Origin of the sequence: Shewanella sp. HN-41 (genome assembly GCF_000217915.1) — a bacterium.
Lineage (GTDB): Bacteria > Pseudomonadota > Gammaproteobacteria > Enterobacterales > Shewanellaceae > Shewanella.
In genome coordinates this window covers 162,368-187,953 of sequence record NZ_AFOZ01000017.1, presented here as the reverse complement: position 1 = coordinate 187,953, position 25,586 = coordinate 162,368, and the positions used below count along the sequence as shown (strand labels likewise).

At 48.2% G+C, this 25,586-nt stretch carries 19 protein-coding genes and 2 pseudogenes; 11 read left to right on the top strand and 10 right to left on the bottom strand.

The genetic code is table 11. The features are described 5' to 3' along the window. Positions 1–60 precede the first annotated feature (60 nt). On the top strand, positions 61–549 hold the full coding sequence (locus SOHN41_RS20345; RefSeq protein ID WP_007646921.1) for a LysR family transcriptional regulator: 489 nt from the start codon (positions 61–63) through the stop codon (positions 547–549). After that, positions 501–902, top strand: a complete 402-nt coding sequence (locus SOHN41_RS20340; RefSeq protein WP_324291937.1) for a LysR family transcriptional regulator substrate-binding protein — start codon at positions 501–503, stop codon at positions 900–902. The genes SOHN41_RS20345 and SOHN41_RS20340 overlap by 49 nt, the downstream gene beginning before the upstream one ends. Here SOHN41_RS20340 and SOHN41_RS06760 read toward each other — a convergent pair. The 5 genes from SOHN41_RS06760 to SOHN41_RS06740 form a co-directional block, all read right to left on the bottom strand. Next, on the bottom strand, positions 886–2,007 hold the full coding sequence (locus tag SOHN41_RS06760) for an ABC transporter permease (RefSeq protein WP_037458321.1): 1,122 nt from the start codon (positions 2,005–2,007) through the stop codon (positions 886–888). The genes SOHN41_RS20340 and SOHN41_RS06760 overlap by 17 nt on opposite strands. After that, positions 1,997–2,953: an ABC transporter ATP-binding protein gene (locus SOHN41_RS06755; protein WP_007646914.1), complete on the bottom strand. Its 957-nt coding sequence runs from the start codon at positions 2,951–2,953 to the stop codon at positions 1,997–1,999. The genes SOHN41_RS06760 and SOHN41_RS06755 overlap by 11 nt, the downstream gene beginning before the upstream one ends. Further along, positions 2,950–3,906, bottom strand: a complete 957-nt coding sequence (locus tag SOHN41_RS06750) for an HlyD family secretion protein (protein ID WP_050801822.1) — start codon at positions 3,904–3,906, stop codon at positions 2,950–2,952. The genes SOHN41_RS06755 and SOHN41_RS06750 overlap by 4 nt, the downstream gene beginning before the upstream one ends. Positions 3,907–3,920: 14 nt before the next feature. After that, entirely contained in the window at positions 3,921–4,625 is a 705-nt protein-coding gene (locus SOHN41_RS06745) for a TetR/AcrR family transcriptional regulator (RefSeq protein ID WP_007646910.1), read from the bottom strand. A gap of 124 nt (positions 4,626–4,749) precedes the next feature. Further along, the gene (locus SOHN41_RS06740; RefSeq protein WP_083820755.1) at positions 4,750–5,097 is read right to left on the bottom strand and encodes a hypothetical protein; all 348 of its coding nucleotides are present in this window, start codon (positions 5,095–5,097) and stop codon (positions 4,750–4,752) included. A gap of 747 nt (positions 5,098–5,844) precedes the next feature. Here SOHN41_RS06740 and SOHN41_RS06735 point away from each other — a divergent pair. The 8 genes and pseudogenes from SOHN41_RS06735 (at position 5,845) to SOHN41_RS06700 (ending at position 18,705) form a co-directional block, all read left to right on the top strand. Next, positions 5,845–6,701, top strand: a pseudogene (locus SOHN41_RS06735) (hypothetical protein). A 10-nt stretch (positions 6,702–6,711) separates the two neighbouring features. Beyond that, positions 6,712–8,043, top strand: a complete 1,332-nt coding sequence (locus tag SOHN41_RS06730) for a DUF4785 domain-containing protein (RefSeq protein WP_007646903.1) — start codon at positions 6,712–6,714, stop codon at positions 8,041–8,043. Between the two features lie 439 nt (positions 8,044–8,482). Further along, positions 8,483–11,735, top strand: a pseudogene (locus SOHN41_RS06725) (winged helix-turn-helix domain-containing protein). 21 nt (positions 11,736–11,756) lie between these two features. Next, positions 11,757–12,134 (top strand): DP-EP family protein, encoded by a 378-nt coding sequence (locus SOHN41_RS06720; RefSeq protein ID WP_007646896.1) that lies wholly within the window; start codon positions 11,757–11,759, stop codon positions 12,132–12,134. A 403-nt stretch (positions 12,135–12,537) separates the two neighbouring features. Beyond that, a complete protein-coding gene (locus SOHN41_RS06715; protein ID WP_007646894.1) occupies positions 12,538–13,587 on the top strand; it encodes a transposase in 1,050 nt (349 codons plus the stop codon). A 266-nt stretch (positions 13,588–13,853) separates the two neighbouring features. Continuing rightward, positions 13,854–14,873, top strand: a complete 1,020-nt coding sequence (locus SOHN41_RS06710) for a sensor domain-containing diguanylate cyclase (protein WP_007646892.1) — start codon at positions 13,854–13,856, stop codon at positions 14,871–14,873. 70 nt (positions 14,874–14,943) lie between these two features. Further along, positions 14,944–17,625 (top strand): FAD-binding protein, encoded by a 2,682-nt coding sequence (locus SOHN41_RS06705; RefSeq protein ID WP_007646890.1) that lies wholly within the window; start codon positions 14,944–14,946, stop codon positions 17,623–17,625. Positions 17,626–17,802: 177 nt separating this feature from the next. Further along, on the top strand, positions 17,803–18,705 hold the full coding sequence (locus tag SOHN41_RS06700; RefSeq protein WP_007646889.1) for a DMT family transporter: 903 nt from the start codon (positions 17,803–17,805) through the stop codon (positions 18,703–18,705). Between the two features lie 53 nt (positions 18,706–18,758). Here the strand turns inward: SOHN41_RS06700 and SOHN41_RS06695 are convergent, their stop codons facing one another. Continuing rightward, positions 18,759–20,351, bottom strand: coding sequence for an ABC-F family ATPase (locus tag SOHN41_RS06695; RefSeq protein WP_007646887.1), 1,593 nt, complete (start codon positions 20,349–20,351; stop codon positions 18,759–18,761). Between the two features lie 479 nt (positions 20,352–20,830). Here SOHN41_RS06695 and SOHN41_RS06690 point away from each other — a divergent pair, with 479 nt between their 5' ends. Continuing rightward, on the top strand, positions 20,831–21,223 hold the full coding sequence (locus tag SOHN41_RS06690; RefSeq protein WP_007646884.1) for a MerR family DNA-binding protein: 393 nt from the start codon (positions 20,831–20,833) through the stop codon (positions 21,221–21,223). Between the two features lie 88 nt (positions 21,224–21,311). Here the strand turns inward: SOHN41_RS06690 and SOHN41_RS06685 are convergent, their stop codons facing one another. The 4 genes from SOHN41_RS06685 to mmsB form a co-directional block, all read right to left on the bottom strand. Beyond that, positions 21,312–23,351, bottom strand: coding sequence for an alpha/beta hydrolase family protein (locus SOHN41_RS06685; protein ID WP_037458318.1), 2,040 nt, complete (start codon positions 23,349–23,351; stop codon positions 21,312–21,314). Positions 23,352–23,409: 58 nt separating this feature from the next. Beyond that, positions 23,410–23,652, bottom strand: a complete 243-nt coding sequence (locus tag SOHN41_RS06680) for a hypothetical protein (RefSeq protein WP_007646882.1) — start codon at positions 23,650–23,652, stop codon at positions 23,410–23,412. Positions 23,653–23,860: 208 nt separating this feature from the next. Beyond that, entirely contained in the window at positions 23,861–24,619 is a 759-nt protein-coding gene (locus SOHN41_RS06675) for an SDR family oxidoreductase (protein ID WP_007646880.1), read from the bottom strand. Between the two features lie 24 nt (positions 24,620–24,643). Further along, positions 24,644–25,546 carry a 3-hydroxyisobutyrate dehydrogenase gene (mmsB, locus tag SOHN41_RS06670; protein ID WP_007646878.1) on the bottom strand — a complete coding sequence of 301 codons (903 nt, stop codon included), beginning with the start codon at positions 25,544–25,546 and terminating at the stop codon, positions 24,644–24,646. Between the last annotated feature and the right edge of the window lie 40 nt (positions 25,547–25,586).

Sequence of the window (25,586 nt, the reverse complement as noted above, 5' to 3'; positions counted from 1 at the left end):
AAAAATATTCTTTTTCTCTATCATCCATAGTTATTTTCTATATCTTACGCAAAGGTAAAGATGAATTTACGTGCCCTAAGCTATTTCGTGGTGGTGTTTGAGAAAGGCAGTATTAGCGCCGCGGCAAAACACTGTTATATCGCCCAACCTTCGATCTCGGCGGCCATTTCAAGCCTAGAATCTGAGCTCAATACCCAATTATTCCAGCGCCATGGCAAAGGGGTGAACCCCACCGATGCGGGCCATCGGCTGTATCCACTGGCAAAACGGCTACTGAATGAGTCCAAGGCCATTAGCTCCCTGTTCAGTAAGCCTGAAATCCAAGTACCCTTTAAGTTAGGCTTGATCCGCTCCCTCGGGGTTCAGCGTATGAGTATGTTACTAAAGGACTTTACCAATGCCTGCCCGGATATGGATCTCACCTTAGTGGAACCCACAGAAGATGCCGATGCGCGGATCATCACCACCAGCGACTTAACCACCCAGGAAAGTTTTTACCGCTGTGGCATGACACTTACCTGCTCGCCATCCCACCGTCCTTCAGCCTGAGTCTGCAAGACACGATTCGATTAGAGGACTTGCATGAGCAGCCCTTTATCCACCGAGCCCCCTGTGAGGCCTTGACGAGTCTGCAACAATTATTAGATATGGAAGGGATTAAGCTGCAAATCAGGGCGAGGATCCAAACGGTGGAATATGCCGTGGGTTTAGTAGCTGCCGGGTTAGGTATTGCGCTGATCCCCGCGATACCGGCATTGCTCGAACAGGCCGATATCGTATTTCGTCCCTTGCACGATATCGAGCTTAAACGCACAGTCGGATTAGCCATGCCCCTAGGCAACTCCCCCACAGCTCAACAGAAACAACTGATGGAACTTTGTAAACTTAATCTAGGCGCTTAGAGAAACGTAAGCTGGCGATCAGCAAACCTAGGCAAGTAAACGCTATCAACCACAGGGCATCAAACTGCAGATCCATCACCTCGGCGTCCCGCAGCACTATGGCCCGTGACATCCGCATAAAATGGGTTGCGGGTAACACTTCGGCAATCCACTGCGCCGCGATAGGCATGGCCTCATAGGGGAACATAAAGCCTGATAGCAAAATCGAGGGCAACAGCACAAATACCGTCATCTGCATCGATTGCAACTGGGTTTTGGCGATAGTCGAAATCACTAATCCTAGGGTTAAACTGGCGCAAATAAACAGCATGGCCGCCAGGGCGATGGAATCTAAACCGCCGCGGATAGGTACAGCGAATAACAGGTGCCCAGCGGTTAAGATAATGCTCACCTGCACTAATCCCACCAACACATAGGGGACGATTTTCCCGAGCATCAACTCCAATGGCCGCACCGGTGTAGTAATCAAAAATTCCATATTGCCCTGCTCGCGCTCGCGCACAATGGCGGCGGAGGTAAACATCACCATGGTCATAGTCAAAATCACCCCGAGCAGGCCGGGCACTATGTTGACCACAGAGCGCTGCTCGGGGTTGAAATATTGCACCACTTCAAAACTCGGCAGAGTGGTTTTTAACGCTCTACCCGCGATTTCATCTAGCGGCATTTGCCTTAGGCTGCGAATGGTTGAGGCAACAACCGTATCAGAGCCATCCACTAACCATTGGCCGACGGGCTCGGCTAAATAGGCTTGTCCGGCAAAGGCCGGATGACGCACTAAGCGCTCATCGAGATCGGCGCCAAGATACAGCACGGCCTTCACTTCACCGCGGGTAATGGCCGCCTCGGCCTCCTGAGCACTGAAATAAGTGCGTTTAAAATCGACCACTTGAGTTGCTTCTACCGCTTTGATTAAGGCGCGGCTGTAGGCGGAATCGCTTAAATTAACTAAACCTGCGGGCAAATGGCGTGCATCGGTATTGATGGCGTAACCAAACAACATCAGTTGCACCAACGGGATCATCACTATCATGCCAAAGGTCATGCGATCCCGAGACAGTTGCCGCAGTTCCTTAATGACAATTGCAAAAATTCTACGCCACATGGCTTGCCTCCCCCTGAGCATTCACTAGGGTCCGCCCGCCAGTGCAGGTGACAAACACATCCTCTAGACTCGCGCGGACTTCTTCCATGGTACGACTCGCTACCCTTGGCTTAAGCCAGGCGAGTGGATCACTAATATTGCTACGCACTAACACCCGCAAACGACTGCCGATCTGCGCCGCCGACAGGACCTCAGGTTCACTTATCAATGATTGTTTTAATCTGCGTAGGTCATCACCAGAGACTTCAATCACCCTAGCGCCCATCGCCGCCATCAGCTGCTGGGGTGAACCATCGGCACGTTTTATCCCTCGCTCTAGGATGGCTAAACCGTGGCAACGCTCGGCCTCATCCATATAATGGGTCGAGACCAAAATCGTAGTACCTTGGGCGCAAAGATCGAATAAGCGCTCCCAAAACTCACGGCGATTTTCAGGATCGACCGCCGAAGTAGGTTCATCGAGAAACAGTAACTCTGGGTGATGTAAGGTCGCCGCCGCTAGGGCTAAACGTTGTCTCTGGCCACCACTCATCGAGCCCGCCATTTGCTTCTCGCGGCTGGCTAAATCATAAAGCGTCAATAGCTCCACTAAGCGTTGTGCGGACTGGCGACGGCTTAGGCCGTAAATTTGTGCTACAAATTCAAGGTTTTCCCGCACTGACAAATTGTCGTACAGGGAAAACTTTTGTGTCATATAGCCGATGCGGCGGCGCAATTTTTCCTCGGCCCCGGGCAAGGTTTCACCCAAAACGCGAATATGCCCCGAAGTTGGGCTCAGTAGCCCAGTCAACATACGAATCGAAGTGGATTTTCCACAGCCATTGGGGCCAAGAAAACCATAAATCGTCCCCTTGGGAATAGCGAGATCGAGATTTTCCACCGCATTGACGCCGCCAAAGGCGCGGGTCATGCCCTGGGTCTCGATGGCAAAATCGGCGCTTTTCATGGCAGTTCCACCTCGACAGCCATGCCCGTCGGCAAATCCTGATCCACGGCGGAGATGGTAATATCGGTCAGATACATCAGCCTTGCTCTATCGCGTTCATTCAGGGCATAAAACGGTGTGTAGGCGGGTTGGCTGCGGATATTACGCACAGTGCCAACAATCGGTGTCTCGCGGCCATCGACGAGAATATTAACGCTATCGCCCGCCTTCACCCTGTCTAACCAAGTCGCCGGCAGGTACACCCGCGCATAGGGAGTCGCACTCGCCAGTAAACCAATCAACTGAGTGCCTGCGGCAACACGATCGCCCACCCGCCAGGGCAGAGTATCGACAATCGCATCTTGCGCCGCCACTAACCTTAAGTCAGCTAAGGCTTTTTGCTCGAGGGCGACACTGGCACTAGCTGCGGCAACCGCCGCTTTAGCCTGCTCGAGTTGCTCACTACGGGTACCATTTTCCAGTAGCCGTAGGCTCTGCTGCGCTTCGGCCTGTTTGGCAAGACTGGTATCACGCGCCGCCCGGGCCGTATCTAAATCCGCTTGGCTAAGCACTTTAGTGGCGAATAAGCGATTTGTGCGCTCAAAGTTCAGCAACGCTTCTTGCACACTGGCATTCGCTCCGTCTAGGGCAGCTTTTGCTTTTTCAATATCCTCTAAACGAGCGCCTGTGACCGCCTCAGTCAGTTTAGCTTTGGCCTGTTCAAGTTCAGCTTGGCGCTGGGCAAGGCGCGCACTGGCCGAAGTGGTGTCGAGCATAAGTAACAACTCACCCGCCTTAACCTGCTGGCCTTCAACCACATTCACTTGAGTAATCAATTCTCCTACGGGCGCAGTGAGCGTCAGCCTGTCCCGCTCAATTGTGCCAAATACCCTCAACGGGTCATCGCTACATCCCATCAGTTGCAGCAGTAAACAACCGAAAAGCAGGCCTATCATTTTTTTATTTAAGCTCATTTCTCTTCCACATTTCATAGGGGGCTCCTAGGTACACCTAACACGCCCTGCGTAAACACTTGCACATTGTGCAGTGCTAGCCATTGTAAACCCTCGGCATCGGCACTAAAAATGCCAAACTGACGCATTAACACTGGCGGCGCAATCAGCGGAAAGACCATCAAACTCACAAAACTTAGGCGTGCTAAATTAGGATCGACGCCTTCTTTTAATAACCCTGCATCGACTAAGGAGGCTTGGAGCCATTGCCGAGACAGAGATAAAATTTGCTCAAATACGGATAACAAAATGCGGTAGGGTTCTGTGCCATCGCCCTCCTGCAGTACCCGCATAATTAACCGTGGCAATCCCGGGTTAGGTGCCATAACGCGATAATATGTCTGCATCAGCTCACCCACATTATTAGGGGGCTCGGCTGCGGATATTTCACGTAATCGCGCTAATACTGGCTCAAGGGTTTCCCGTACCATTTGTTCGAACAAGCCCGCTTTTGAACCAAAATAGTAACGGATCAGTGCGGCATCGACTTCGGCTTCGCGGGCGATTTCACGGGTAGAAACGGTTGGATAACTACTATGGCTGAAGAGGTTTAAGGCCGCGGTAATTAAACGTTGGCGTGCATCTGAGTTGCCCTTTGGACGACCGAGGATCTGCGGCTGTGGGGCAGATAAAACGGTAAATGGGACTATCCCTTTCGGGCGACCGGGGATCTGCGACATGGCAAGCTCCAGCAAAATTCATCTATCGATGAATATACTGAAATGCCGCACAAAAAGGCAGCAGTTAAATTCCTCATTTTCATTGGTATTGAGGAATTTAACCCTAAAGCGTCAAGACTAAAATTTATGCCCCTTTGACTATGGCACTCAAACGGCTAATAAATTGCTGCACGGCTTCAACGGTATCAAAACTAAAGGCGAGGCCATAGTGGGTTTCGGTCAGGCTCTTATGCAAACGCTTGGGGAAACGCGTCATCTCCCCATTATGAAAATAATCGTATTTAGCATGCACACCTGCAATCGTGGCGAGTTCGCCGGAAAAAACCTCAAAGGCCGGGCGAATAATAAGATTGGGAGATTTACCGTCGAGGTGTAAATAAAAGGCCTCTTTGGTCTCTGGCAGCATATATTCGGTAATATTTTTTATGGTGAAGTTAGTGCGACAATGCAACCCACTTAAGCAGTGCACCATCTCATTATGTTCTATCGCCAAGCTTATTCTCCCTTCTTTGCCCGTATAGATCCGCCCCAGTCCCATAGCTTCTCTTTGTCTTTAACGAGGAGGCTTAGGATAACTGCTAGACATAGGCGGTATTAGTGTTCATCAGATTTAAGCTCAGACTAATAGGTTTAGCCCTTAAATGCACTAAAGGGATGCTGATATCGAGTGATCAATGCTTAAGCTTAACGCATATGTCACAAAAGCCTTTAATATACAGAATGATAAACCAATTAATCTCAGTGTAACACGAGTGTCACAGAAAATTATTTTGCTCAAGCCGGCCAAAATTTCAAACGCAATAAAATGTCATACTGTTTATTAGCCATTGCTTATCATCGGTTTATCACTCCCCCCTATTGACATTAAAACGAAGCCAACAAAATACTGTCATGCCATTCAAATCTATGGCAATTTTTTTACTTGCCAGCATAAAATGTTGCGTTTAGGTTAATTAGCTTGAGTTGAGTCCTGTTGATGATTGCCTATTGCATCCACCCCATGTGATGCCGACGTATACTAGCGCTTTCAACTATCCCGTCGTATTCAGGCCTTGAATCATGTTTTACCCAAAAGTAACCGCGCTTAAGCGCATATAAACAGAGCCATGCCAGCCGATTGCGAATGTGGGACAAGTCCTGAGCGTCACCCACTTGCCCTTAATTGTCACAGCGGACTGCGCGGCCACTCTCAATAAGACCAACAACACGAGATATACCCATGAAGATAAACAAAGCCCTTATGCTCTTGGGTCTGTTAGCTGTCAGCCCTGCGACGTTAGCCACAACTGGTATCGCCTTTATCCACGGTACGGGCCACCAGACCAATGCCTAGCTGATTACTGGACGCCCGAATTTGTAAACTCGGTGCGCCAGGGCATCCCAGTGCCCAATAATTACACTGTGATCAACTGCGACTTCGACCAATACATGTGGGAAGAAAGTGCCGCAGGTTGCCTCGCCACTCAGCTCAATAGCTTTATTCAAGCCAAAAATATCAATGACTTAATCCTGCTCACCCACTCAAATGGCGGCAATGTCGTGCGCTGGATTTTATCTAACCCGACATGGGATAGCCGTTATCCAGCGGTGATCAACGCCACCTCAAGGGTTATCGCCCTCGCACCATCGAGCGGTGGTACGCCGCTGGCCGACGCCGTTAACCAAGGTAATGTGTTCGAAACCAGCCTAGGTTGGCTCCTAGGCTATGGCAGCAATGCGGTCAAACAGCAGCAAGTCGGCTGGATGGCAAACTACAACAGTACTTGGCTCTATGGCACTTCGGGACGCCCAGCCTTAGGCAAACCCTTCGAAGTGGTCGTTGGATCGGATGTGGATTCCGCCATTTGGGACAGCGACAGCTACTGCGCCGGCTATCAATATCAGGTCGCCCTCGAAACCACCCAAAACTGGCTCGATAGCTGCTCCGACGGCTTCTTAAATTGCAGCTCCCAAAAAGCGGCGGGCACAGTCTGGTTTACCGATAAACAAAAGACCCGAGGCCAAGAACCGTTAAGCCATCAACAGAGTCGCCGTGCCTGCTTTAACTTAGACACGCTGATCCGCAGCCATATTTAAGGAATCTACCATGCAACCTTTTACACTCCGCACCTTAAGCAAAGCGGTCAGCTTGGTCATCTTAGCTGGCCTGCTCGGTGCCTGTCAGGATGAATCGACCGCGCCTGAGCCACAAAAAGAAGCCAGCCCCATGTATGCCAAGGGCTTAACCTTAGCCGCGCCGACGGATACCGATCTTGTCGATACCAATATCGCCTCGCCGACACTCGCACCGATTAATACCAGTACCGATTATGTCAGCTTTATCACCCCGCTCTATGGCAAATATCAAGCCAGTCAACCCGTGCTTGAGCAGGCAAGCCAGAGTGATGAATATTGGCTCAGTGTCACCGGCGCCGAGCTGAATGCCGGCGTGCAGCTCAACTTGAGCCAAGCGGGCAGCTTAGTACGGATTGCGCCCCGCGGCGATGTCAGCACCGGAGCCTTAATGCATGCCGATGCAGTAGCGCCTGAGCGAGTGCAAATTCAGCGGGTAGGCCAAACGCCCCAGGGAAAAAACGCCAGCAGCCCGCAAGCAACGGAATCTTTGGTTAAATCACTGGTGAGCGCCGAAGCCTTAGCCAGTGCGGGACTCGCCGATGACTCCAGCGCACTACAAATGTCAGAAAAGGCCACGCCAGGAGCCTATCGCCTGCAAGTCAGCCAGCCCTTGGTCGCTAAGGCGAACTATCTGGTCAACGTGAAGGAAAAAGGCTCGCCCTATCAACTGAGCATCAAGGCGCCCAGCGCGATTGCGGCCGATGCCCAAACGGTTGGCGTAAAACTCGATTTAAGTCAAAGCGATAATCAATTTGCGCCCCAGGCCAAACTCAAACAAGCCGATGGCACAGAGCAAGCGCTGGCCATGGTGAAACAGGGGGATGAATGGCAGGCTTTAGTGCCCGCAGACTTGCCCCTTGCCAGCAGCAATGCGGGGCTGAGTGAAATTGAAGTCACTGTACAAACTCAGGTCGATGGTCGCCCAGTGCAGCGCACGGTAAAAACCGCCTTTAAGTCCTATGTGAACTCGGCCAGCATCAAGCCAGAAGTATTGACCGTCTGGGATAAAGGCGTGCCGAATCAAGTCAACTTTGAGCTAAATGTCGCCGAAGCGGGACGTTTTGGTTTGAGTGGCGTGCTCACGGGCACCAATGCCGAGGGCCAAAAAGTGGCGATTATGCGCACCCAAGCGGCGACTTGGTTAACGCCCGAATCCCCCAAACTCAAGCTGATGTTTGACCCAACACTTATCCAAGCCTCGGGTCTGCAACCGCCCTTTGAACTCAATGAGCTAGAGCTGCAAGACCAAGGGCAAATGGCGCGGTTAAGTTTTCAGGCCAACGCGCTGGTGCTTAGCCGCTAACTACTAGTGCTTAGCCGCTAATTTAGCAAGCGCACCATCTTTTCACTTTTCATTTCACTTCTCCCTTACCAACCGTTTTGAGTGCCCACCCGGGCACTCTTTTTTTTTAGCTTGATGCAATCAGCCTCAGTTAAAGCCAGACAGAAAAGCACCAGATAAATGGCTAACAAAGGTTTCCAAAATGCCGCATGAGATCACAAATGAGTGATAAAGCAGGTGCCAGAGGACGCAATATAGTCACAATAACGATATAAAATTTACATTGATTACCGAAGGTTATTCCTTTTAAATAACAAAGTGTCTAGGCATAATGTCAATGTTTTGACGTCATGCAAATTGATGACACTCAATCTACAAAACGCGCTAACTATAAAAATAACAATGGCTAACGGCACCGCGATTCCCCCGCCTTAGTCGATGCTTAAGCAATGGAAATCCTATGAGTGACAGCACATTTTTTTTGGGTGAATGGCAAGTCAATCCCAGTGCCAACAGCCTACTCCTTGGTAAACAAGTCAAACAACTTGAACCTAAGGCGATGGATGTATTGTTGTTTCTCTGCCAAAACGCGGGTGAAGTGGTCAGCAGCGACGAAATTGTTAGCCATTGCTGGCCGGGAGTCGACACGGGCGACAATCCACTGCACAAGATTATCAACCAGTTACGTCGCGCCTTAGGCGATAGCGCCACCGAATCCCGTTACATTGAGACCATTCGCAAACGTGGCTATCGCACCTTAGCCGAGGTTCGCTTTCCCGTCGGCCATGAGGCCAGCGCCACGCCACAAACTTGGCAAGGTGGCTCGCCGTTTCCGGGCCTGCAAGCCTACAGCGCCAACTATGCCGACGTATTCTTCGGCCGCAGCGAGCAAATTAGCACGCTGCTGAATCGCATTAGCCAACAAATCCAGTTTGGCCGCGCCTTCTGCTTAATTTTGGGCCCGAGTGGCAGCGGTAAATCCTCCTTAATTAATGCCGGTGTATTGCCTAACCTCATGGCCGCCAATGGCTTTAATGGCGTTGGGGTTGTGGCCTACAGCAGCCTCGATTTTGCCGATGTCAGTAAGGGACAACTGCTCACCGTACTGGCCAGTGCCATGCTCGACTGGGAGCTAAACAACACCCCAGTATTTGAGGGAATGAGCGCAGACTCGCTTGCCGCCAAGCTTGAGCAAGATCCACAGAGCATTGTCGACACATGTAAACAAAGCCTTAAAAATCATGCCTTTGCTACACCACGCTTCGCCTTATTTATCGACCGATTAGAAGTATTATTATCATCGCCGCTGTTTAGCGACGCCGAGCGCAGCGCCTTTATCGAGCTACTTAGAGTGCCTTGCCACTTCCCATGCGGTGTTAATTTTAAGTGCCTGTCGCAACGACTTTTATCCGCTGTTGGTCAATTATCCCAGCCTGATGGCGGGCAAAGCGCGCGGCGCCCATTTCGACTTAGCGCCGCCCACTCGCACCGAGCTGTTGCAAATGATCCGCCTGCCAGCCGTTGCCGCCAATTTAACCTGGGAAATCGATAGCGACACCGCCATGCCGCTCGATGAAATGCTCTGTAGCGATGCCGCCAGCAACCCAGATGCGCTGCCTATGTTGCAATACACCTTGCAGGCGCTGTACTTACAACGCAGTGACGATGACAAACTATTAGTCTCTGTGTATCGCACCTTGGGCGGCATCGAAGGCGCTATCGGTAAAAATGCCGAGCAGGCCATCTCCCATTTAACCGAGGCCGAAAAAGCCAGTCTGCCGCGGATTTTGTCCCTGTTAGTCACCCTGCGTGAGGATGAAAAATCCATCACCAGCCGCACCGCCCGCTGGTCACAGTTGCAAAGCACGGCCGAAACCGCCCTAGTGCAAGCCATGGTCGATAGCCGCTTATTTGTGTCCCATCTGCAAAATGGTGAACCCTGTTTTAGCATCGCCCACGAAGCCCTGCTGCGCCGCTGGCCAAGGGCGACGGCGTGGATCAGCGAACATAGCGACAGCCTTAGCATTAAGAGCCGACTACAGCATTTATCCCAGCGCTGGCTCAGCGAAGCGAAACACAGCGCCTATTTGCTGGCCGAAGGTAAACCCTTAAAAGAGGCCCAAAGCCTTAGGCAAAACCCCCTATTTGACTTAGACGAGCGAGAAACCGACTTTATTGCCGCCTCCAGCAAACGCGCCACTATGCTGCGCTGGACGAGGCGCATCACCGTCGCCCTGCTGTGCGTACTCACCTTAACCTCGGTCATTATGAGCGTTCGCAGTATAGAAGCCGAGAAGCTTGCCCAGCAAAAACGCCTCGCCGCCGAAGATCTGCTCGGGTTTATGGTGGGTGACTTCGCAGACAAGATGCGCGGCATCGGCCGGATGGACTTACTCGACGGGATCAGCAATAAGGCATTGGAATATTTCACGGATTTCTCCAGCCAAGACGATGAGAAGTACTTAAGCTTCGATGCCCGCTTCCAGCATGGGCAAACCTTAGAGGCCATGGGCGAAGTCGCCTATTCACGCAATAAAATCGATGAAGCCCGCAGCGCCCTACTCGCCGCGCAGGAAAAAATGCTGCCGCTGCTCGAATTGCAGCCAGACAACTTAGCCCTGCTAAAAACCTTAGGCGCCAATGCCTTTTGGTTGGGACAAATTGAATACGATGATAGAAAGTGGGAATCGGTCGAACCCTTTTTTGAACTGTATTTGCAATACAGTCAAAAGATGTATTCCTTAGCACCCGATGATAAGGATGCATTGATGGAACTATCATATGCATATAACTCCCTAGGTTCGCTTTCTATGCAACGACAACAATTCGTTGAAGCAAAGAATGGATTTCAGGAGTCTCTGACATTAAAACTTAGTGCTCTAGAAACAGATCCTAGTAATACTCAACTTTTATCTGATGTAGTAAATGCACGATCTTGGTTAGCCAGTTCCTTAACCTCATTAGGTGAAGTTACTTCTGCAATTAATATTCATGAAAAAATACAAACTGAACTTTCGAATGAAAAATTAGAGCAACAACCCTATCTTCTTGAAAGGCTTTCAAGTAGCTATCAGCTATCATCAACTTTGATTAATTATAAAAATGATACTGAATTAGCAGTTGAAAAGGCTAAACTTAGTTTTTTAACTATAAAAAAAGCATCAGACAAAGACTCCGAAAATAGAATAATTAAAATGCAGAAAAATTATTCATACTTAAATCTAATAAGCCTTGGATATGGTGATTTCAATCAAGATGAAAAGCTTAAATTCGAACGCTTAATTGAACAAATAAAAATCAATAAAACAGCTTCAAAAAAGGATAAAGAATTATTGGCAAAATACTATCTAGCTCTTGCAAAGCACATGGATAAAATAAAAAATTACAAAGACAGCCTAGACTTCTCTAAAAAATCAAAGGCTATTTTCATATCCTTACAAGAAGATAGCACCAACTCTCAAGACAATATTATACCATTTTCAGAAAGCTTATTAATAGAAGCATCCTCATTAAAAAATTTAAATGAAAACGATAATTACATTGAAGTGTGTAAAGATATAAAGTCCTTACTAGCACCTTTTGTAAGTAAAAACAAAAGTCCAGGAATTACAATTCCATATATAAAATCATTGAAATGCTTAAACGATAAAAATACTGGAATAGAATTAATTGAGATTCTTACTAAATCAAAAATTAATAATCTTGAATTTTAATCAATAAAAAAGGAGTAAGAAATGCAAAATGTACAAGGTCACGCTCACTTTATCAAGGTGATTGTTAACTTAGATAATAATGAACCCGTTTTTAGCTATGTCGACACGACTGGTGAGCCGTGCCAAGGTGATGTAACAATTACAGAGGCAAGCACTATCACTTATCAATTAGTGGATAATACTGGAAAAGGATTAAAATTTGCTGGCGTTGGTTTCATCACTCCTTTTGATGAAATTATTGACGCCGTAACAATTAGTAGTGATGGACAGTTGGTACAACTTGTAGATTTGGACCACACAGCGGGTACAACAAAGTTTCAGTTTGTATTAACAAACACGACAAACACACTAATGTTATTGAGTCCTGATCCAGAAGTGGTTAACCGTCCTGAAAACTAATCTCCATTGAAAGGGACTGCTTAGCAGTCCCCTTTTCTCCCCCTTCCAGACCCCCCTCTACTTGCCACCGCCAAACGCCTGAGTGTCAATTCTTCCCCACTTTTAACCAATTCTTCTTTGCAAATTAAAAAGCAGCAAAAGCAGGGACAGCTGAAAGCAGAAAGCAGAAAAAGCAGGGACAGCCATATCTTTTTGACCTTTCGGAAAAAGCAGGGACAGCCATATCTTTTTGACCTTTCGCACTATCTCGACTAGGCTTTACCTTATCTCGGTTTTGCCTATCTGGAGTGTATGATGACCTCGGCCAGAAGAAGAAAAGCAGGGACAGCCATATCTTTTTGGCCTTTCGCACTATCTCGACTAGGCTTTACCTTATCTCGGGTTTGCCTATCTGGAGTGTATGATGACCTCGGCCAGAAGAATGCTTATCGATGCTAATACTACACCCTTCTACCATGTGATTAATCGCTGTGTCAGAAGGGCTTTTTTATGTGGTGAAGATAAACTCACAGGCCGCAGTTATGAACATAGACGAGGCTGGATTGTAGATAAAATCAAAGCGTTATCCGCTATTTTTTGTATTGATATTTGCGCCTATGCGGTGATGAACAACCACTATCATCTCGTCCTCAAAATTGATCTTGATAAGGCGAAATCCTTAACTCCAAAAGACATTATCAGCCGCTGGTGTCAGATCACTAAAGGCCATGCCGTTGCCACTAAATATATCAATGGTGATGCCTTAATCGAGGGTGAGCGACTGCTGCTCGATGCCTTAATTACCGAGTGGCACGAGCGATTAAGCAGTATTTCTTGGTTTATGCGTTGTTTAAATGAAGAAATTGCCCGTAAAGCGAATCGAGAAGATGAATGCAAAGGTGCCTTTTGGGAAGGTCGTTTTAAATCCCAAGCGCTGTTAGATGAGCAAGCATTACTAGCTTGTATGATGTATGTCGATTTAAATCCTATTCGAGCGGGCATTGCCGATTCTTTGCAATCCTCTGATTTTACATCAATTCAAGAACGTCTGAATGCACTTTCCCGTAACAGCCTCACACCACTGATAACCCAACCCCCTGTAGATAACACTCAGCCAATATCAGACAAATCCCTCGCAAAATTTGATGGTGCAACACATCTTAATCAGCAAACGGGTATTCCCTTCCATTTTGCCGATTATCTCGAGCTCATCGATTGGACTGGCCGCGCGATTCGTCATGATAAAAAAGGGTTTATCGATAATCAGCGGCCAAAACTGCTTAATGAGTTAGGGATTGCATCCGATGCATGGTTGCTTTCAGCCAAGGAGTTTCGCCGCCAGTACAGTGGCATAAGTGGTCGATGGGATGCCATGTGTGCTTTCAAACTCCAACAAGGTGGCAAATGGTGCCGAGGAAAATCCCATAGCCAAGCGCTACATCCAAGCCGTATTGACGGGCTCGCGTTGAGCTAAATTAGACCGACAACGCGCATTCTGCTCCGTCTTAGTTCTTAGGATTAAATGCTTTTTGTCCAATTTGCTATAGGAAAAAGCAAACTACCGCCCAGCTATCTCACTTCAAAGCATAATTCCCAACTCAGAAGGTAAAATTTAAAGCATTTAAAATCATAAAGTTAAACCAGAAGGTAAGCAGAAGGTATCTTTTCTTCCACCGGAATAAAGTCATCCTCAGAAAAGCGCCTAGCGCAGATGATTAAAGTTCACGGAGAAAGATAACAATGACAAACTCACCGAAACTGGCTCGCCAACAACCCGCCTTATCCATTGTCGATGATGCTGCATTGCCCGCAACTCAGCATGTAAAGGCTGCCGAGCTACCGCTGAACTTTTTCGAGCACTCCTCTCTCGAGACCATTGAACTCTTTATTCAACATTTAACCGAGCCAGTGATCCTAGTGAATGCCAACGGTTTTATCCGTTCGTGCAATCAGCGCAGTGCCGAGCTACTCGATTGCCCGCAGGCGAGTTTAAAGGGCCAAGACTGGCGCAATTTTTTGACCGAACATCATCAAGCGCGCTATGACAGCCTGCTGAGCCACAATGTGCAATTAGGCACTAATTGTGGTCACCCCGTGCAGCACCCTGCGCAGGAAACCACGCTGATCTGCGCGTCCGGCAAGGCAAAAGATATTGAGTTATCTATCTCTTATATTCCCAGCCATGAACCCGTATTTGTGATGGTGATGCACGATTTAACTCACCATAAGGCGGAAAACCTAAAGCTGCGTAAGTTGGCCGCCACCGACTCCCTCACCCAACTGGCGAACCGTCGCTATTTTGATGAAATGCTGCAACAGCACTGGGAAGAATGCACCGCCAAACTGCGCCCTATCAGCGTAGTCATTATCGATGTGGATTATTTTAAGGTGTTTAATGACCAGTTTGGTCATATCCAAGGTGATGAATGCCTTAGAAAAATTGCCAAAGTGATCGCCAATATTGTGCCTATCGAAATCGGTCTTGCGGCCCGTTACGGCGGCGAAGAGTTTGCGCTGATCCTGCCTAATCACAATGCCAAAATGGCGCTGACCATAGCGCAAAAAATCCAGCAAGGGATTAATGACATTCGTTTTGCTGACCAAGGACTCAGGGATTATGTCTCGGTAAGTGCCAGCCAAGGGATTGCCAGTGAAGTTAATGGCCAGTTCCGTACTTCACTCGCCATGGTGTGCGCCGCCGATACTGCGCTTTACCGCGCCAAGGCCGATGGTCGTGACCGGATAAACACCTCGCTCTAAGCCTTTTGAGCGGCCGTCAGTTAAGCAGCTAGCGCCTATTGAGCAGTATAAATAGAACAAGGATATCGCCATGAAAACATCGAAAAGCGTTAATCCCCATTCGGATAAGCCTATCAGAGCCTTAGCAGACACTCAGGCTCAAACCACTCAAACGAGAGTGGCTGATACCTTTGCGTTAAATACGGCAGCGCTCGATGTTTTCACCTTCCAAGCTTGGGTAAAGACCCAAGAGGGAGGCTTGGTATTTCAATATTGTTGTGAGACGAATAATACAGGTTTTAGGGTCACAATTAATGCCCTTGGTCATATTGAAACCCGAGTGAATAGTCAGTTATTGCATATTGACACTATTTCTACCCTAGGCGGCATTAATGATGATTATTGGCATTTATTATCCATCACCTATCAATATCATGAGATAAAATGCTTTATCGATGGTAATGAAATCCATCTCCAGCAACAGCCAACACCATTAACAGAAGAGACTAAATTAAAACCGCTGATGGATAACTTTGTGGCATTTAATGGCGAGCTGTTAAATATTAGCTTGATTGAACAATGCCTCAGTGAGAGTGAAATTTTAGATTGCTATCTTAACCCTCATAATCAATCAAAACTTATAGATTGCAATCTGAATATCTATCCCAAAAAACAATCAAAGACTAATACAAGCTTAACTTCATACCATTCGACAAGACAAGAAGTGATGTTGATTATTTTTAATGATACCGAGTATGAATTTAGCAAACAGAGTTTAAACACCAATAACTTTAACAAGCAGCTATCCAATATTATTCCCGCCCATGAACGCTGCGCCTATATGATTGAATCCAGCAGCGACAACTGGCCACATTTTATTTATAAAGCAAACTATCGAGCCGAGGACAGAGCCGATATTGAGTTAAGTTTTGACATATTAAAATCACTGACGCCCAATCGCTCACATATCAATTTACAACTGAGCAATGAGCTAGAATTTGACTGTTTTATCAGTCAATCGACCTCGAGCCGATTAACCGCCGAGATCCGCATCAGTGAAAATGTGGTCACCCGCCAAGCCAAGCATTTTATGCGCTTTATTAACGAAGTGCGCAGCCATATTGCCAGCAAATATATCATTACCGATGGCCAGTATTACGCCGAGCAGGATTTTTGGGTAAGCACAGGACAACAGATGCTGGCCTATGAAAACGCCTGCCAACTGTTTAATCGCCGCTTGCAAAAAAAGCCCCTCGCCATTATCAAATGCCGCAGCAGCCAAGAGGTCAAACTGGTCTACAAGACCGCCGTCGATTATCACTTGGCCATCAGCGTGCGTTCCAGCGGCCATGATCACGAAGGGGAAAGCGGCGAGACCAATAGCGTAGTGATCGATCTGGAGTTAATGAACGGCATCGAACTCGACCCTATCAGTGGCATAGTCGCCGTCGAACCGGGTTGTACTATGCAGACCTTAACCAGCTATCTGGCGCAAAAGGGCTTGATGTTGCCCCACAGCACGAGCGCCTCCCACGCCCTAGCAGGTTTTATTATGGGCGGCGGTTGGGGGCCTTGGTGTCGCAAATACGGTATGTGCTGCGAGAGTTTAGTACAGGCGGAAATCGTGTTAGGCATAGGCGAGACCCAAGTGGTTTCTGCGGCCAATAAGCCCGAACTCCTCTGGGCGCTCAAGGGCGGAGGCGGCTTAAGCTACGGTATTGTCACCCGTTTTTTTATTCGCACCTTTGCCCTGCCCCCAAGCCTGCTGAAATTTGAGTTGGAGTGGAATCCGCATCTTAAGGACAATCAACAGCTGCAAGCAAACACCCCAACCTTAAGCTTATTGGAGCGTTGGGAACAGGTTATTCTGGCGGATAATCTGCCCTGTTTACTGGGGACGAACCTTAAAATTCAAGCCAAACCCGCCGGGTTGCCAGAGGTAAAACCATCGTTAAGCACTGGCGAGCAGGATCCCCAAGAGGCCAAACATAACTGCATTATGTACGGCTATTGGGAGGGAAATCCTGCGAGCCTTGCGCACTTTATCAAGACTCAATTTAGCGCCGTCGGCTTAAAACCCAATAGAGTGCAAATAGCATCTATGGGCGGCTTAACCCAATCCTATGGCGATGAATTGATGGAAAGCTGGAACCGCGAAGCCATTCAGGATTTACAACCCGCCTTAAACCATAGAATGACCGAACTGATTAATGATACAGACATACAGCTCTACAAAAATCAGCGCCAACATTCACAGGACTTGCTGCGCCCCGCCCCCCATAGGGTGACATCACGTTTGGCCCATACACAGGGACTAAAACAGGGGCACATCTCGCTTATCGACAGTCTAACCTCATCACAACTAATTGATGGCAATAGGCAATTAGGTTTATTTACCTATGTCACCCTGAGCGCGATTAGCGGCGATTTTTACCGCACTCTCGGTGAAGTGCAAAAAAGCCAGAGTGCCTTTCCCTATAAGGAACAGGCCTACATCATCCAATATCAGGCATGGTGGAACAGCGAACTCCAAGAGCAAGCCTTAATGCAGGTTAACTCCGTTTATCCCCGCGTGAATAAAGCACTCGACTGGATAGACACCTGCCGCGATGCCACGATTGCCAACAGCTCAGGCGCCTTTATCAACTTTAAAGATAATACCATCCCTACCGCACGCTACTTTGGGCAGAATTACCAGATGTTGCAACAGGTTAAGGCGAGTTATTGCCAAGATCCCTTAAATCATTTTCGCTCGCGCAAATCGATTGTGTAGCAGAAGATTGGTGGCTTGCTAGCGCAGTTAAATCATCAATCTCTGCTCGGTAGGCTCGGCAGCCATCGCCGGCAAAGCCGAGCCAACAAAGTGTTCACAATTGCACTCGCCTAGGCGGCGTTTTTAAGGCAAACTCAGCTCCCTTCATCATTGAATTATCAGTATTAAAGGTGATACATGACTCCGCCTCCCGCACTGGCCATAGTGCTCGCCCTGCTGGCAGCCAGCCTAATGGGCACCATTGGCGTATTCGCGCGTTTTGCCGCCCTGCCCGCCGAACATATTACCTTTTACCGCCTGCTACTCGGCGCGCTGTTTTTAATGGCCTATATGCTGTTAACGGGTAAAGGGCCGCAAATTCGCCATAAACCGAGCAAGCGCACCTTGATAAATGGCGCTATGTTGGCGGGATTTATGGCCTTTTATATCGAGGCCATTGAATACACCCAAATGGCAAGGGTGATCATGATCATCTATCTCGCCCCTGTGCTGGCGTCACTCTTTGCCCACTTTGTGTTTCATGAAAGACTCAATCGCTTCAGCATCGCCAGTGTGGTACTCGCCTTAATGGGCTTTATCTTTATGTTGCCCGTGACGTCGATTCAGTCACTCTACGACAATGAAATCATGGGTTATTTTTATGCTCTGCTCTCACTAGTCACCTATAGCGGCTTTATCTTAATCAACCGTAAACCCAGCGCCGCCTCCCCCTATCAAAGCACCTTAATCCAGCTCAGTGTCGGTGCCCTATGCTTACTGCCCTTAGTGTTATCCACGCCCTTAGTGCCGAGCCTAAATCAATTTGCTTGGCTGCTGGCGATTGGATTCCTCCCGGGATTCTTGGCCATTTTATTTGCGGTAAAAGCCCTAGGGCAACTGCCCTCGGTCACCTATGGCACGCTTTCCTATGTGGAACCTGTGGTCGTAGTGGCGCTGGCATGGTGGCTATTTAATGAAGCGTTAACCGCGCAGCAGCTAACAGGTATGGGACTGATCATTATTGCGGGTATGGCGCAAGGCTGGTTAAGCCATCGGCAGTTGCGCTTGGCGTATGGGGCTGCGACTAAATCAAACGCATAAAAAAGCCGCTCTAAATGAGCGGCGTTTTTATTCATACACTTAAGGCCAAAAAATTAGCCTTCGATGCCCTTGCTGGCAAGGAATTCATCGTAGGTGCCCCTGAAGTCGTTCACACCATTGGGGGTGATTTCAAGGATACGATTTGCCAATGATGATACAAAGGCGCGGTCATGGCTCACAAAGAGTAAGGTGCCTTCGTATTTTTCTAGGGCGTTATTTAATGACTCGATAGATTCCATATCCATATGGTTAGTCGGTTCATCGAGCATCAAAATATTGGCTTTTTGCATGATGAGTTTGCCAAATAACATCCGGCCCTTTTCCCCACCCGACAGCACTTTCACTGATTTTTTAATGTCGTCTGCGCCAAATAACATACGACCTAAGATACCGCGAACAGATTGATCGTCATCTTCGGGTTTGCGCCACTGACTCATCCACTCAAACAGGGTCATATCGTTTTCAAAATCTGACTCGTGATCCTGAGCGTAGTAGCCGATGTTGGCATTTTCAGACCATTGAATATGACCTTCATCCTGTGGAATATCATGAATTAAGGTACGCAGCAGGGTCGTTTTACCCACGCCGTTTTCACCTAGTATCGCAATACGCTCGCCCACTTCGACGATCAGGTTTAAGTCTTTAAACAGCGGAGTGTCGTAACCCTTGGTTAAGTTTTCAACCACTAAGGCATTACGGAACAGTTTCTTTTCCTGTTCGAAACGAATAAAGGGGTTGACGCGGCTAGAGGCTTTCACTTCATCCAGCTTAATTTTGTCGATTTGACGGGCACGGGAAGTCGCTTGTTTTGCCTTAGATGCGTTGGCAGAGAAGCGTGCAACGAAGGTTTGCAGCTCAGAAATTTGAGCCTTCTTCTTCGCATTGTCTGCGATTAAACGCTCGCGGGCCTGGGTCGCCGCTTGCATATATTCATCGTAGTTACCAGGATAAACGCGCAGTTCACCGTAGTCTAAGTCCGCCATATGGGTACAGACTGAGTTTAAGAAGTAACGGTCGTGCGAAATGATGATCATGGTGCTATCGCGTTGGTTCAGTACGTCCTGTAACCAGCGAATGGTATCGATGTCCAAGTTGTTGGTCGGTTCGTCGAGCAGCAGCACATCGGGATCGGAGAACAGGGCTTGAGCCAATAACACCCGCAGTTTTAAGCCTGGGGCAATTTCAGACATCAGACCGAAATGGCTTTCGATACCGATACCCACACCGAGCAGCAGTTCACCGGCGCGGGATTCGGCGGTGTAACCGTCCATCTCGGCAAATTCCATTTCAAGGTTTGCCACGGCAATACCGTCTTCTTCGCTCATTTCTGGCAGAGAGTAAATACGGTCACGCTCTTGCTTCACCTTCCACAGTTCACGGTGGCCCATGATCACTGTATCGATAAGCGTGAATTCCTCATAACCGAATTGGTTCTGGCTTAACTTACCTAGGCGTTCGTTGACGTCTAAGGATACGTTACCGCTGCTCGGCTCTAGATCACCGCAAAGGATCTTCATGAAGGTTGATTTACCGCAGCCGTTCGCACCGATAAGACCGTAACGGTTACCGCCGCCGAATTTAACTGAGATGTTTTCAAACAGTGGCTTAGAGCCAAACTGCATGGTGATATTCGCTGTTGTGATCAAAATGAACTTCCAAATCGAGTAATGTTGGCCAGACTATTGGCAGTGCAAATAAGCATAAACCAATTTCCACCAGCCTGAGGGGGTAAAAATAAACGTGGCACTATAGCAGTTTGGGCTAAATTATCAACTAAAAAGGCCCCACCCATTCGCTTGGGATTAGGTGTACAGCTCCGCCAGCACGAATTGCTAAGCACTTAATCCCTGAGTGATTTAGTGCTTAATCATGCCCTATTTTCACCGATTTGGATGACAAGTTAATGATCTTAACTACCAAGATCCCCTGCAAAGCCTTGTCTTGGCCGCTAAACAGCCAGCACAACTCATATTGGCGACAGAGAGTCTTATCTGAGATATGAGGCATTCCTTGGTTGAACTTACACACGATAGGATTAAGATAGAGTGTCCCATAGTGGGAGAGTCGAGGATGAATTTATCAACGGATCAGCTTTGCATTATCGGTGTAAATAATCGAGGTCAAGATGAAGATAGGTGAAGTGGCGAAACAGACGGGCTTAAGCGTTAAGAGTATCCGTTACTATCACGATATTGGCTTAGTCTGTGGGGGTAGAAATGAAGCAGGATATCGTGTCTATCGTCAACGGGATATTGAATCCCTTAAATTTGTACATCAATGCCGCGATCTAGGTTTTAGCCTAGAGGACTGTAAGCAACTGCTGGAGTTAAGGGATAATGAGAGTCGCAATGCCGAGGATGTCAAACAACTGACCCGCAGCCACCTTGATTATGTAGAACAGCAAATGTTAAAGCTACACAATCTCAGGGCACAGTTACAGCAAATGGTGGACGAGTGCCAAGGGGGGACACAGCCCCACTGCGCGATAATCGATTGCCTAAGCCATAAACCTAACTAATTATTATTGATAGTAGGATCTCAACAAAACAGCCCGTCTATCTACAAGACATTGTTAATATTTAAATTATTGCTTTAGTCTGACGCTCTTATCTGCGCCGTAGTGCAGAAGCATTGTCGAGCACGAGTTTAGGTAGCTCACCCGCAGGGGTAAATTGAAATACTCTGCCATAAAAAGCCAACTCAGTTTCTAACCCCGCCGCCTTATGCTCTGGCTTTCTTCCCTCATCGGGTTCATCTTCATAACCAATATAGGCCGTAGGTACCCCCTTTGTTTTAAGCGCCTCATATATTTGCCGCGATTGCTGCGCCGGTACTATCTTATTTCTCAGCCCTTGAAAGATCAGCAAAGGTTCATTGAGCCCCTCCAGATGATAAAAAGGAGATAGCTCACGGTAACGGGCTTTATTTTCGGCATAGGGGCCAATCAGTTGATCTAAATAACCCGTTTCAAACTTATGGGTTCCTTTGGCGAGTTGTTCAAAATCGCTGATCCCCTCATAGCTCACCCCAGCTTGGAAGACATCGTAAAAAGCCAAGGACGACATCACGGTCAATCCACCCGCGCTGATACCACGGATCGCCAATTTGCTGCCGTCTACCCAACCTTTTGCGACTAAATACTTGGTCGCGTTGATCGCATCTTCCACATCACTCTGCCCCCATTTGCCATAGAGACTCTGGCGGTAAGCACGGCCAAAACCACTACTGCCACGGAAATTTAAATCGAGTACAGCAAAGCCTCGAGTAGTCCAAAATTGAATATCACTGCGATAGGCGAGACTCGCCCTTGCCGTCGGACCGCCATGCAACATCACAATTAACGGCGGACGCGTATCGTGCGGCGCAATATAGTTAGGGTTCACGGGCCCATAAAAATAGCCATAGGCCTGCTGATGTTTACCCGTCGTGAAAGTAATATTTTTAGCCCGCGACACATAGTTAGGATCCAGTTTTGGCAGCGCAGGAGCGTAGACTAGCTCAGTGCCACGGCCAACGACACGGTAAATGCCCTTTTCAGGGGTGGCTTTAGCTCCAATAAAGTAAACACCGTCCTCCCCCTTAACAACTTGGGCTATTTCGGCAAAATCCACAGCCAAAGACTCGGTTAACCCTGAGTCTAAATGTATGCGGATCAACGCCGCCTGATTACCTTCAACATAACTGGCAATCAAGGTATTGGCGGTTTCAAAGGCGTAATTATGATTTCCTAAACGCCAATCCGGTATGGCAAACTCGGCGTTTTTTGCCAGCACAGGCTCTAGGGTTTCCCTCGGCGTGACGCGGTAAATGTTCCACCAGTTGCTGAGATCCGAGACCACATATAACTTACCGTCGGGGCCGAATAAGGGCTGAGTCACCGAAGAATCCTTGGGCGTACTCACCTTGCGAATATTTTTTAATTGGCCCTTGCGATCAAGATCCCCAAGCCAGAGCACACTCTTATCCCACGGCATATAAGGATGTTCCCATGTGATCCATGCAAGTTGAGTGTTATCGGGGGAAATCCTAGGGGAACTGATAAAATCATGGCCGGAAACAAAGGTATCCCCTTCACCCGCAAAGTTCAGATTGATAGTGACCAGACTCGTCTTTGGTTCCCCAGCTTGGCGGTGATCTTCCCGAACACAGATAATGCGTGAGCCTTTAGGATAGGAAATACAATCGGCATGGCGTGTGCCATTAGGGGTTAAGGGGAGCGGCGGTTGATTGGGAGCAAAACGGTAAAATAGCTGATCCTGCAGCTTAGTAACAAATAGGCTTTGACCTATGCCTAAGAATGCCGCGCCACCATATTCATATACCGTGGATTTAGCATTGAACTCTGGGGGAACTACCTCAGCGACATTGGCAAGCTTATCGAGACGTTTAATCCCTACCTTACCCTGTGCTTTGCCGCTGGACTCGGAAAAATAAATGACCTCACCCACACTCTGTAACTCGGCAATATCATCTACCTGTTCGAAGACTTCTGCCGCAGTAAGAGGCGACTGCCAGCTACCATAGGGAGCAACCATTCTATCGCCATTTCCCTTGGCAAACGAACCCTGTGTATCCGTACGCTCACAGCCGTTAAGCAGCAATAAAGCCAAGCTCAACAGATATGGAAAATAGCGTCGTAATTCCATTTTTTCCCCAAGTTTGCTCATGTTACAAACCGCAACTGTGTCTCAATATGCCCTTAGGCTATTTCTTTAACTTTTTGACAAACCAATTTAACACTTTTAATTGCTGTACCTGTGTCAAACCAAAATAAATGCAAATCCAAGGTGACACGAGGAAAAACCACGGGATGACAGCCAGTGAACGACCCGTAAAAAGCAGGAAAAAGAAACCACTGTAGATCACTAACACACCTAAAGTACCGACAACCAGCATCATACGTTTGGTGATTTTCTCAAGCCAAAGGGCTTTTTCCTGCCAAGACATTCAGATAATCAACTCCATCATCATGTCGTGAAACATGTTTGTAAACTTATGTAAAAAGTGGATGGCGATTGTTGAAGCTTAACAACCAAATGTCAACTCCAACAAGCGAATTCCACCGACAGCTGACCAATTACAACAATATATTAGCGATAAATAAAAAAACCGAGCCTAGACTCGGTTTTGCTTCGCACTAATAGTAACATCCCCATTACAGGCGGATGCCGCCATCAATTTCAAAGACACGGCCATTGACGTAGTCGTTTTCAATAATAAAGCGTACGGTGGAGGCGATTTCATCGGCATGGCCTAAACGCCCCACGGGAACCAACTTCTCTAACCGCTCTAACGCTTCGGGCTTCATAGCCGCGGTCATCTCGGTCGCAATCACGCCTGGGGCAACCGCTGCGCTACGGATATTGTAACGCGCCAGTTCCTTAGCCCAACCCACCGACATCGCCGCAACCCCCGCCTTAGAGGCAGCGTAGTTTGACTGACCCATATTCCCCGCCTTCGCTAGGCTAGAGATGTTCACTATCACGCCCGCCTGGCCCGACTCGATCATCGCCGCCGCCGCTTCACGGCCGCAGAGGAAGCTTCCCGTCAAGTTGACATTGATCACCGATTGGAACTGTTCAAATGACATACGGTCAGTCACTTTGCCGTCTTTGGCTTTGACTAACATGCCATCACGCAAAATACCGGCATTATTAACCAACACGTTGACTTGACCAAAGTCTTCCAGAATATAGGCAAATCCTGCGACGACGTCTTCTTCATCGGTAATATCTAACGCATAACCTTGGACCTCAGTGGTGGCACCGAGATCGGCACAGGCACGTTCAAGTTTTTCTTGATCCACATCGATAAGTGCCAACTTAGCACCCGCCTGGGCAAAGTTTTGCGCCATTGCTAAGCCTAAACCACCCGCGCCGCCAGTAATGACGACAACCTTATCTTTTAAATCCATCTGGTTATCCCTTGTTTTTAATGTCTATTTTTTTAGTGGTGCAAATTGCTCAAAAATACTGGAAAAATCTCGACGACCATTACCCTGCCTCGCATGATTCACATACAAACTACGGGCTAAAGCGCCCATTGGTGTGCTGGAATTGCTCAATAATGCGGCTTCTTGTGACAGACCGAGATCTTTAACCATCAAATCTACCATAAAGCCACCCTGATAGCCCTTAGAAGACGGCACAGTCTCCATCACGCCGGGACAGGGATTGTACTTCTCTAACGTCCAGTTACCGCCGCTGCTGACCTTCATAATGTCCGACAACACTTTTGGATCGAGGCCATGGTCAATCCCCATTTGCAATGCCTCAGAGGTGCCCACCATCAATACAGATAACAACATGTTATTGCAGATTTTAGCGACTTGACCCGCACCGGCTCCGCCCGCGTGGAAAATATTCTGACCCATCGCCTTGAGCACAACCTGCGCGCGCTCAAATGCCGTATCCGAACCACCACAAATAAAGGTTAAGGTCCCCGCCGCAGCGCCTGCCGTGCCGCCAGAAACCGGCGCATCCATAAATTCAATACCACTTTTAGCCGCTTCGGCCGCCACTAACTGGGCGCTTTGGGCATCGATAGTCGAGCAATCGATCAACAGGGTATCGCCAGCAACCACTTCGAGCAGGCCTTTGTCCGTTCCATTGCCAAGATATAAACTTTTTACATGCTTGCCCGCAGGTAACATAGTGATCACCACATTCGCGCCCGCCGCCGCGCCGCAGGCTGTGGTTGAGACTAATGCGCCTTGTTCGGCAAGGCTTTGCATCGCCTCGGGAACTAAGTCGAACACCCGAACCGTCATGCCCGCTTTTAACAAGTTGGCCGCCATTGGGCCGCCCATATTACCTAAACCGATAAATGCTACTGTACTCATGCCATCACTCCTGTGTGCTGTTCTCTTCTTGGGTGTAGTG

Excerpts from the sequence above, each read along its gene's own strand:
- SOHN41_RS20345 (WP_007646921.1), top strand. The coding sequence starts at position 61 with ATGAATTTACGTGCCCTAAGCTATTTCGTGGTGGTGTTTGAGAAAGGC.
- SOHN41_RS06760 (WP_037458321.1), bottom strand. The coding sequence starts at position 2,007 with ATGTGGCGTAGAATTTTTGCAATTGTCATTAAGGAACTGCGGCAACTG.
- SOHN41_RS06755 (WP_007646914.1), bottom strand. The coding sequence starts at position 2,953 with ATGAAAAGCGCCGATTTTGCCATCGAGACCCAGGGCATGACCCGCGCC.
- SOHN41_RS06750 (WP_050801822.1), bottom strand. The coding sequence starts at position 3,906 with ATGAGCTTAAATAAAAAAATGATAGGCCTGCTTTTCGGTTGTTTACTG.
- SOHN41_RS06745 (WP_007646910.1), bottom strand. The coding sequence starts at position 4,625 with ATGTCGCAGATCCCCGGTCGCCCGAAAGGGATAGTCCCATTTACCGTT.
- SOHN41_RS06740 (WP_083820755.1), bottom strand. The coding sequence starts at position 5,097 with ATGGTGCACTGCTTAAGTGGGTTGCATTGTCGCACTAACTTCACCATA.
- SOHN41_RS06730 (WP_007646903.1), top strand. The coding sequence starts at position 6,712 with ATGCAACCTTTTACACTCCGCACCTTAAGCAAAGCGGTCAGCTTGGTC.
- SOHN41_RS06720 (WP_007646896.1), top strand. The coding sequence starts at position 11,757 with ATGCAAAATGTACAAGGTCACGCTCACTTTATCAAGGTGATTGTTAAC.
- SOHN41_RS06715 (WP_007646894.1), top strand. The coding sequence starts at position 12,538 with ATGACCTCGGCCAGAAGAATGCTTATCGATGCTAATACTACACCCTTC.
- SOHN41_RS06710 (WP_007646892.1), top strand. The coding sequence starts at position 13,854 with ATGACAAACTCACCGAAACTGGCTCGCCAACAACCCGCCTTATCCATT.
- SOHN41_RS06705 (WP_007646890.1), top strand. The coding sequence starts at position 14,944 with ATGAAAACATCGAAAAGCGTTAATCCCCATTCGGATAAGCCTATCAGA.
- SOHN41_RS06700 (WP_007646889.1), top strand. The coding sequence starts at position 17,803 with ATGACTCCGCCTCCCGCACTGGCCATAGTGCTCGCCCTGCTGGCAGCC.
- SOHN41_RS06690 (WP_007646884.1), top strand. The coding sequence starts at position 20,831 with ATGAAGATAGGTGAAGTGGCGAAACAGACGGGCTTAAGCGTTAAGAGT.
- SOHN41_RS06685 (WP_037458318.1), bottom strand. The coding sequence starts at position 23,351 with ATGGAATTACGACGCTATTTTCCATATCTGTTGAGCTTGGCTTTATTG.
- SOHN41_RS06680 (WP_007646882.1), bottom strand. The coding sequence starts at position 23,652 with ATGTCTTGGCAGGAAAAAGCCCTTTGGCTTGAGAAAATCACCAAACGT.
- SOHN41_RS06675 (WP_007646880.1), bottom strand. The coding sequence starts at position 24,619 with ATGGATTTAAAAGATAAGGTTGTCGTCATTACTGGCGGCGCGGGTGGT.
- mmsB (WP_007646878.1), bottom strand. The coding sequence starts at position 25,546 with ATGAGTACAGTAGCATTTATCGGTTTAGGTAATATGGGCGGCCCAATG.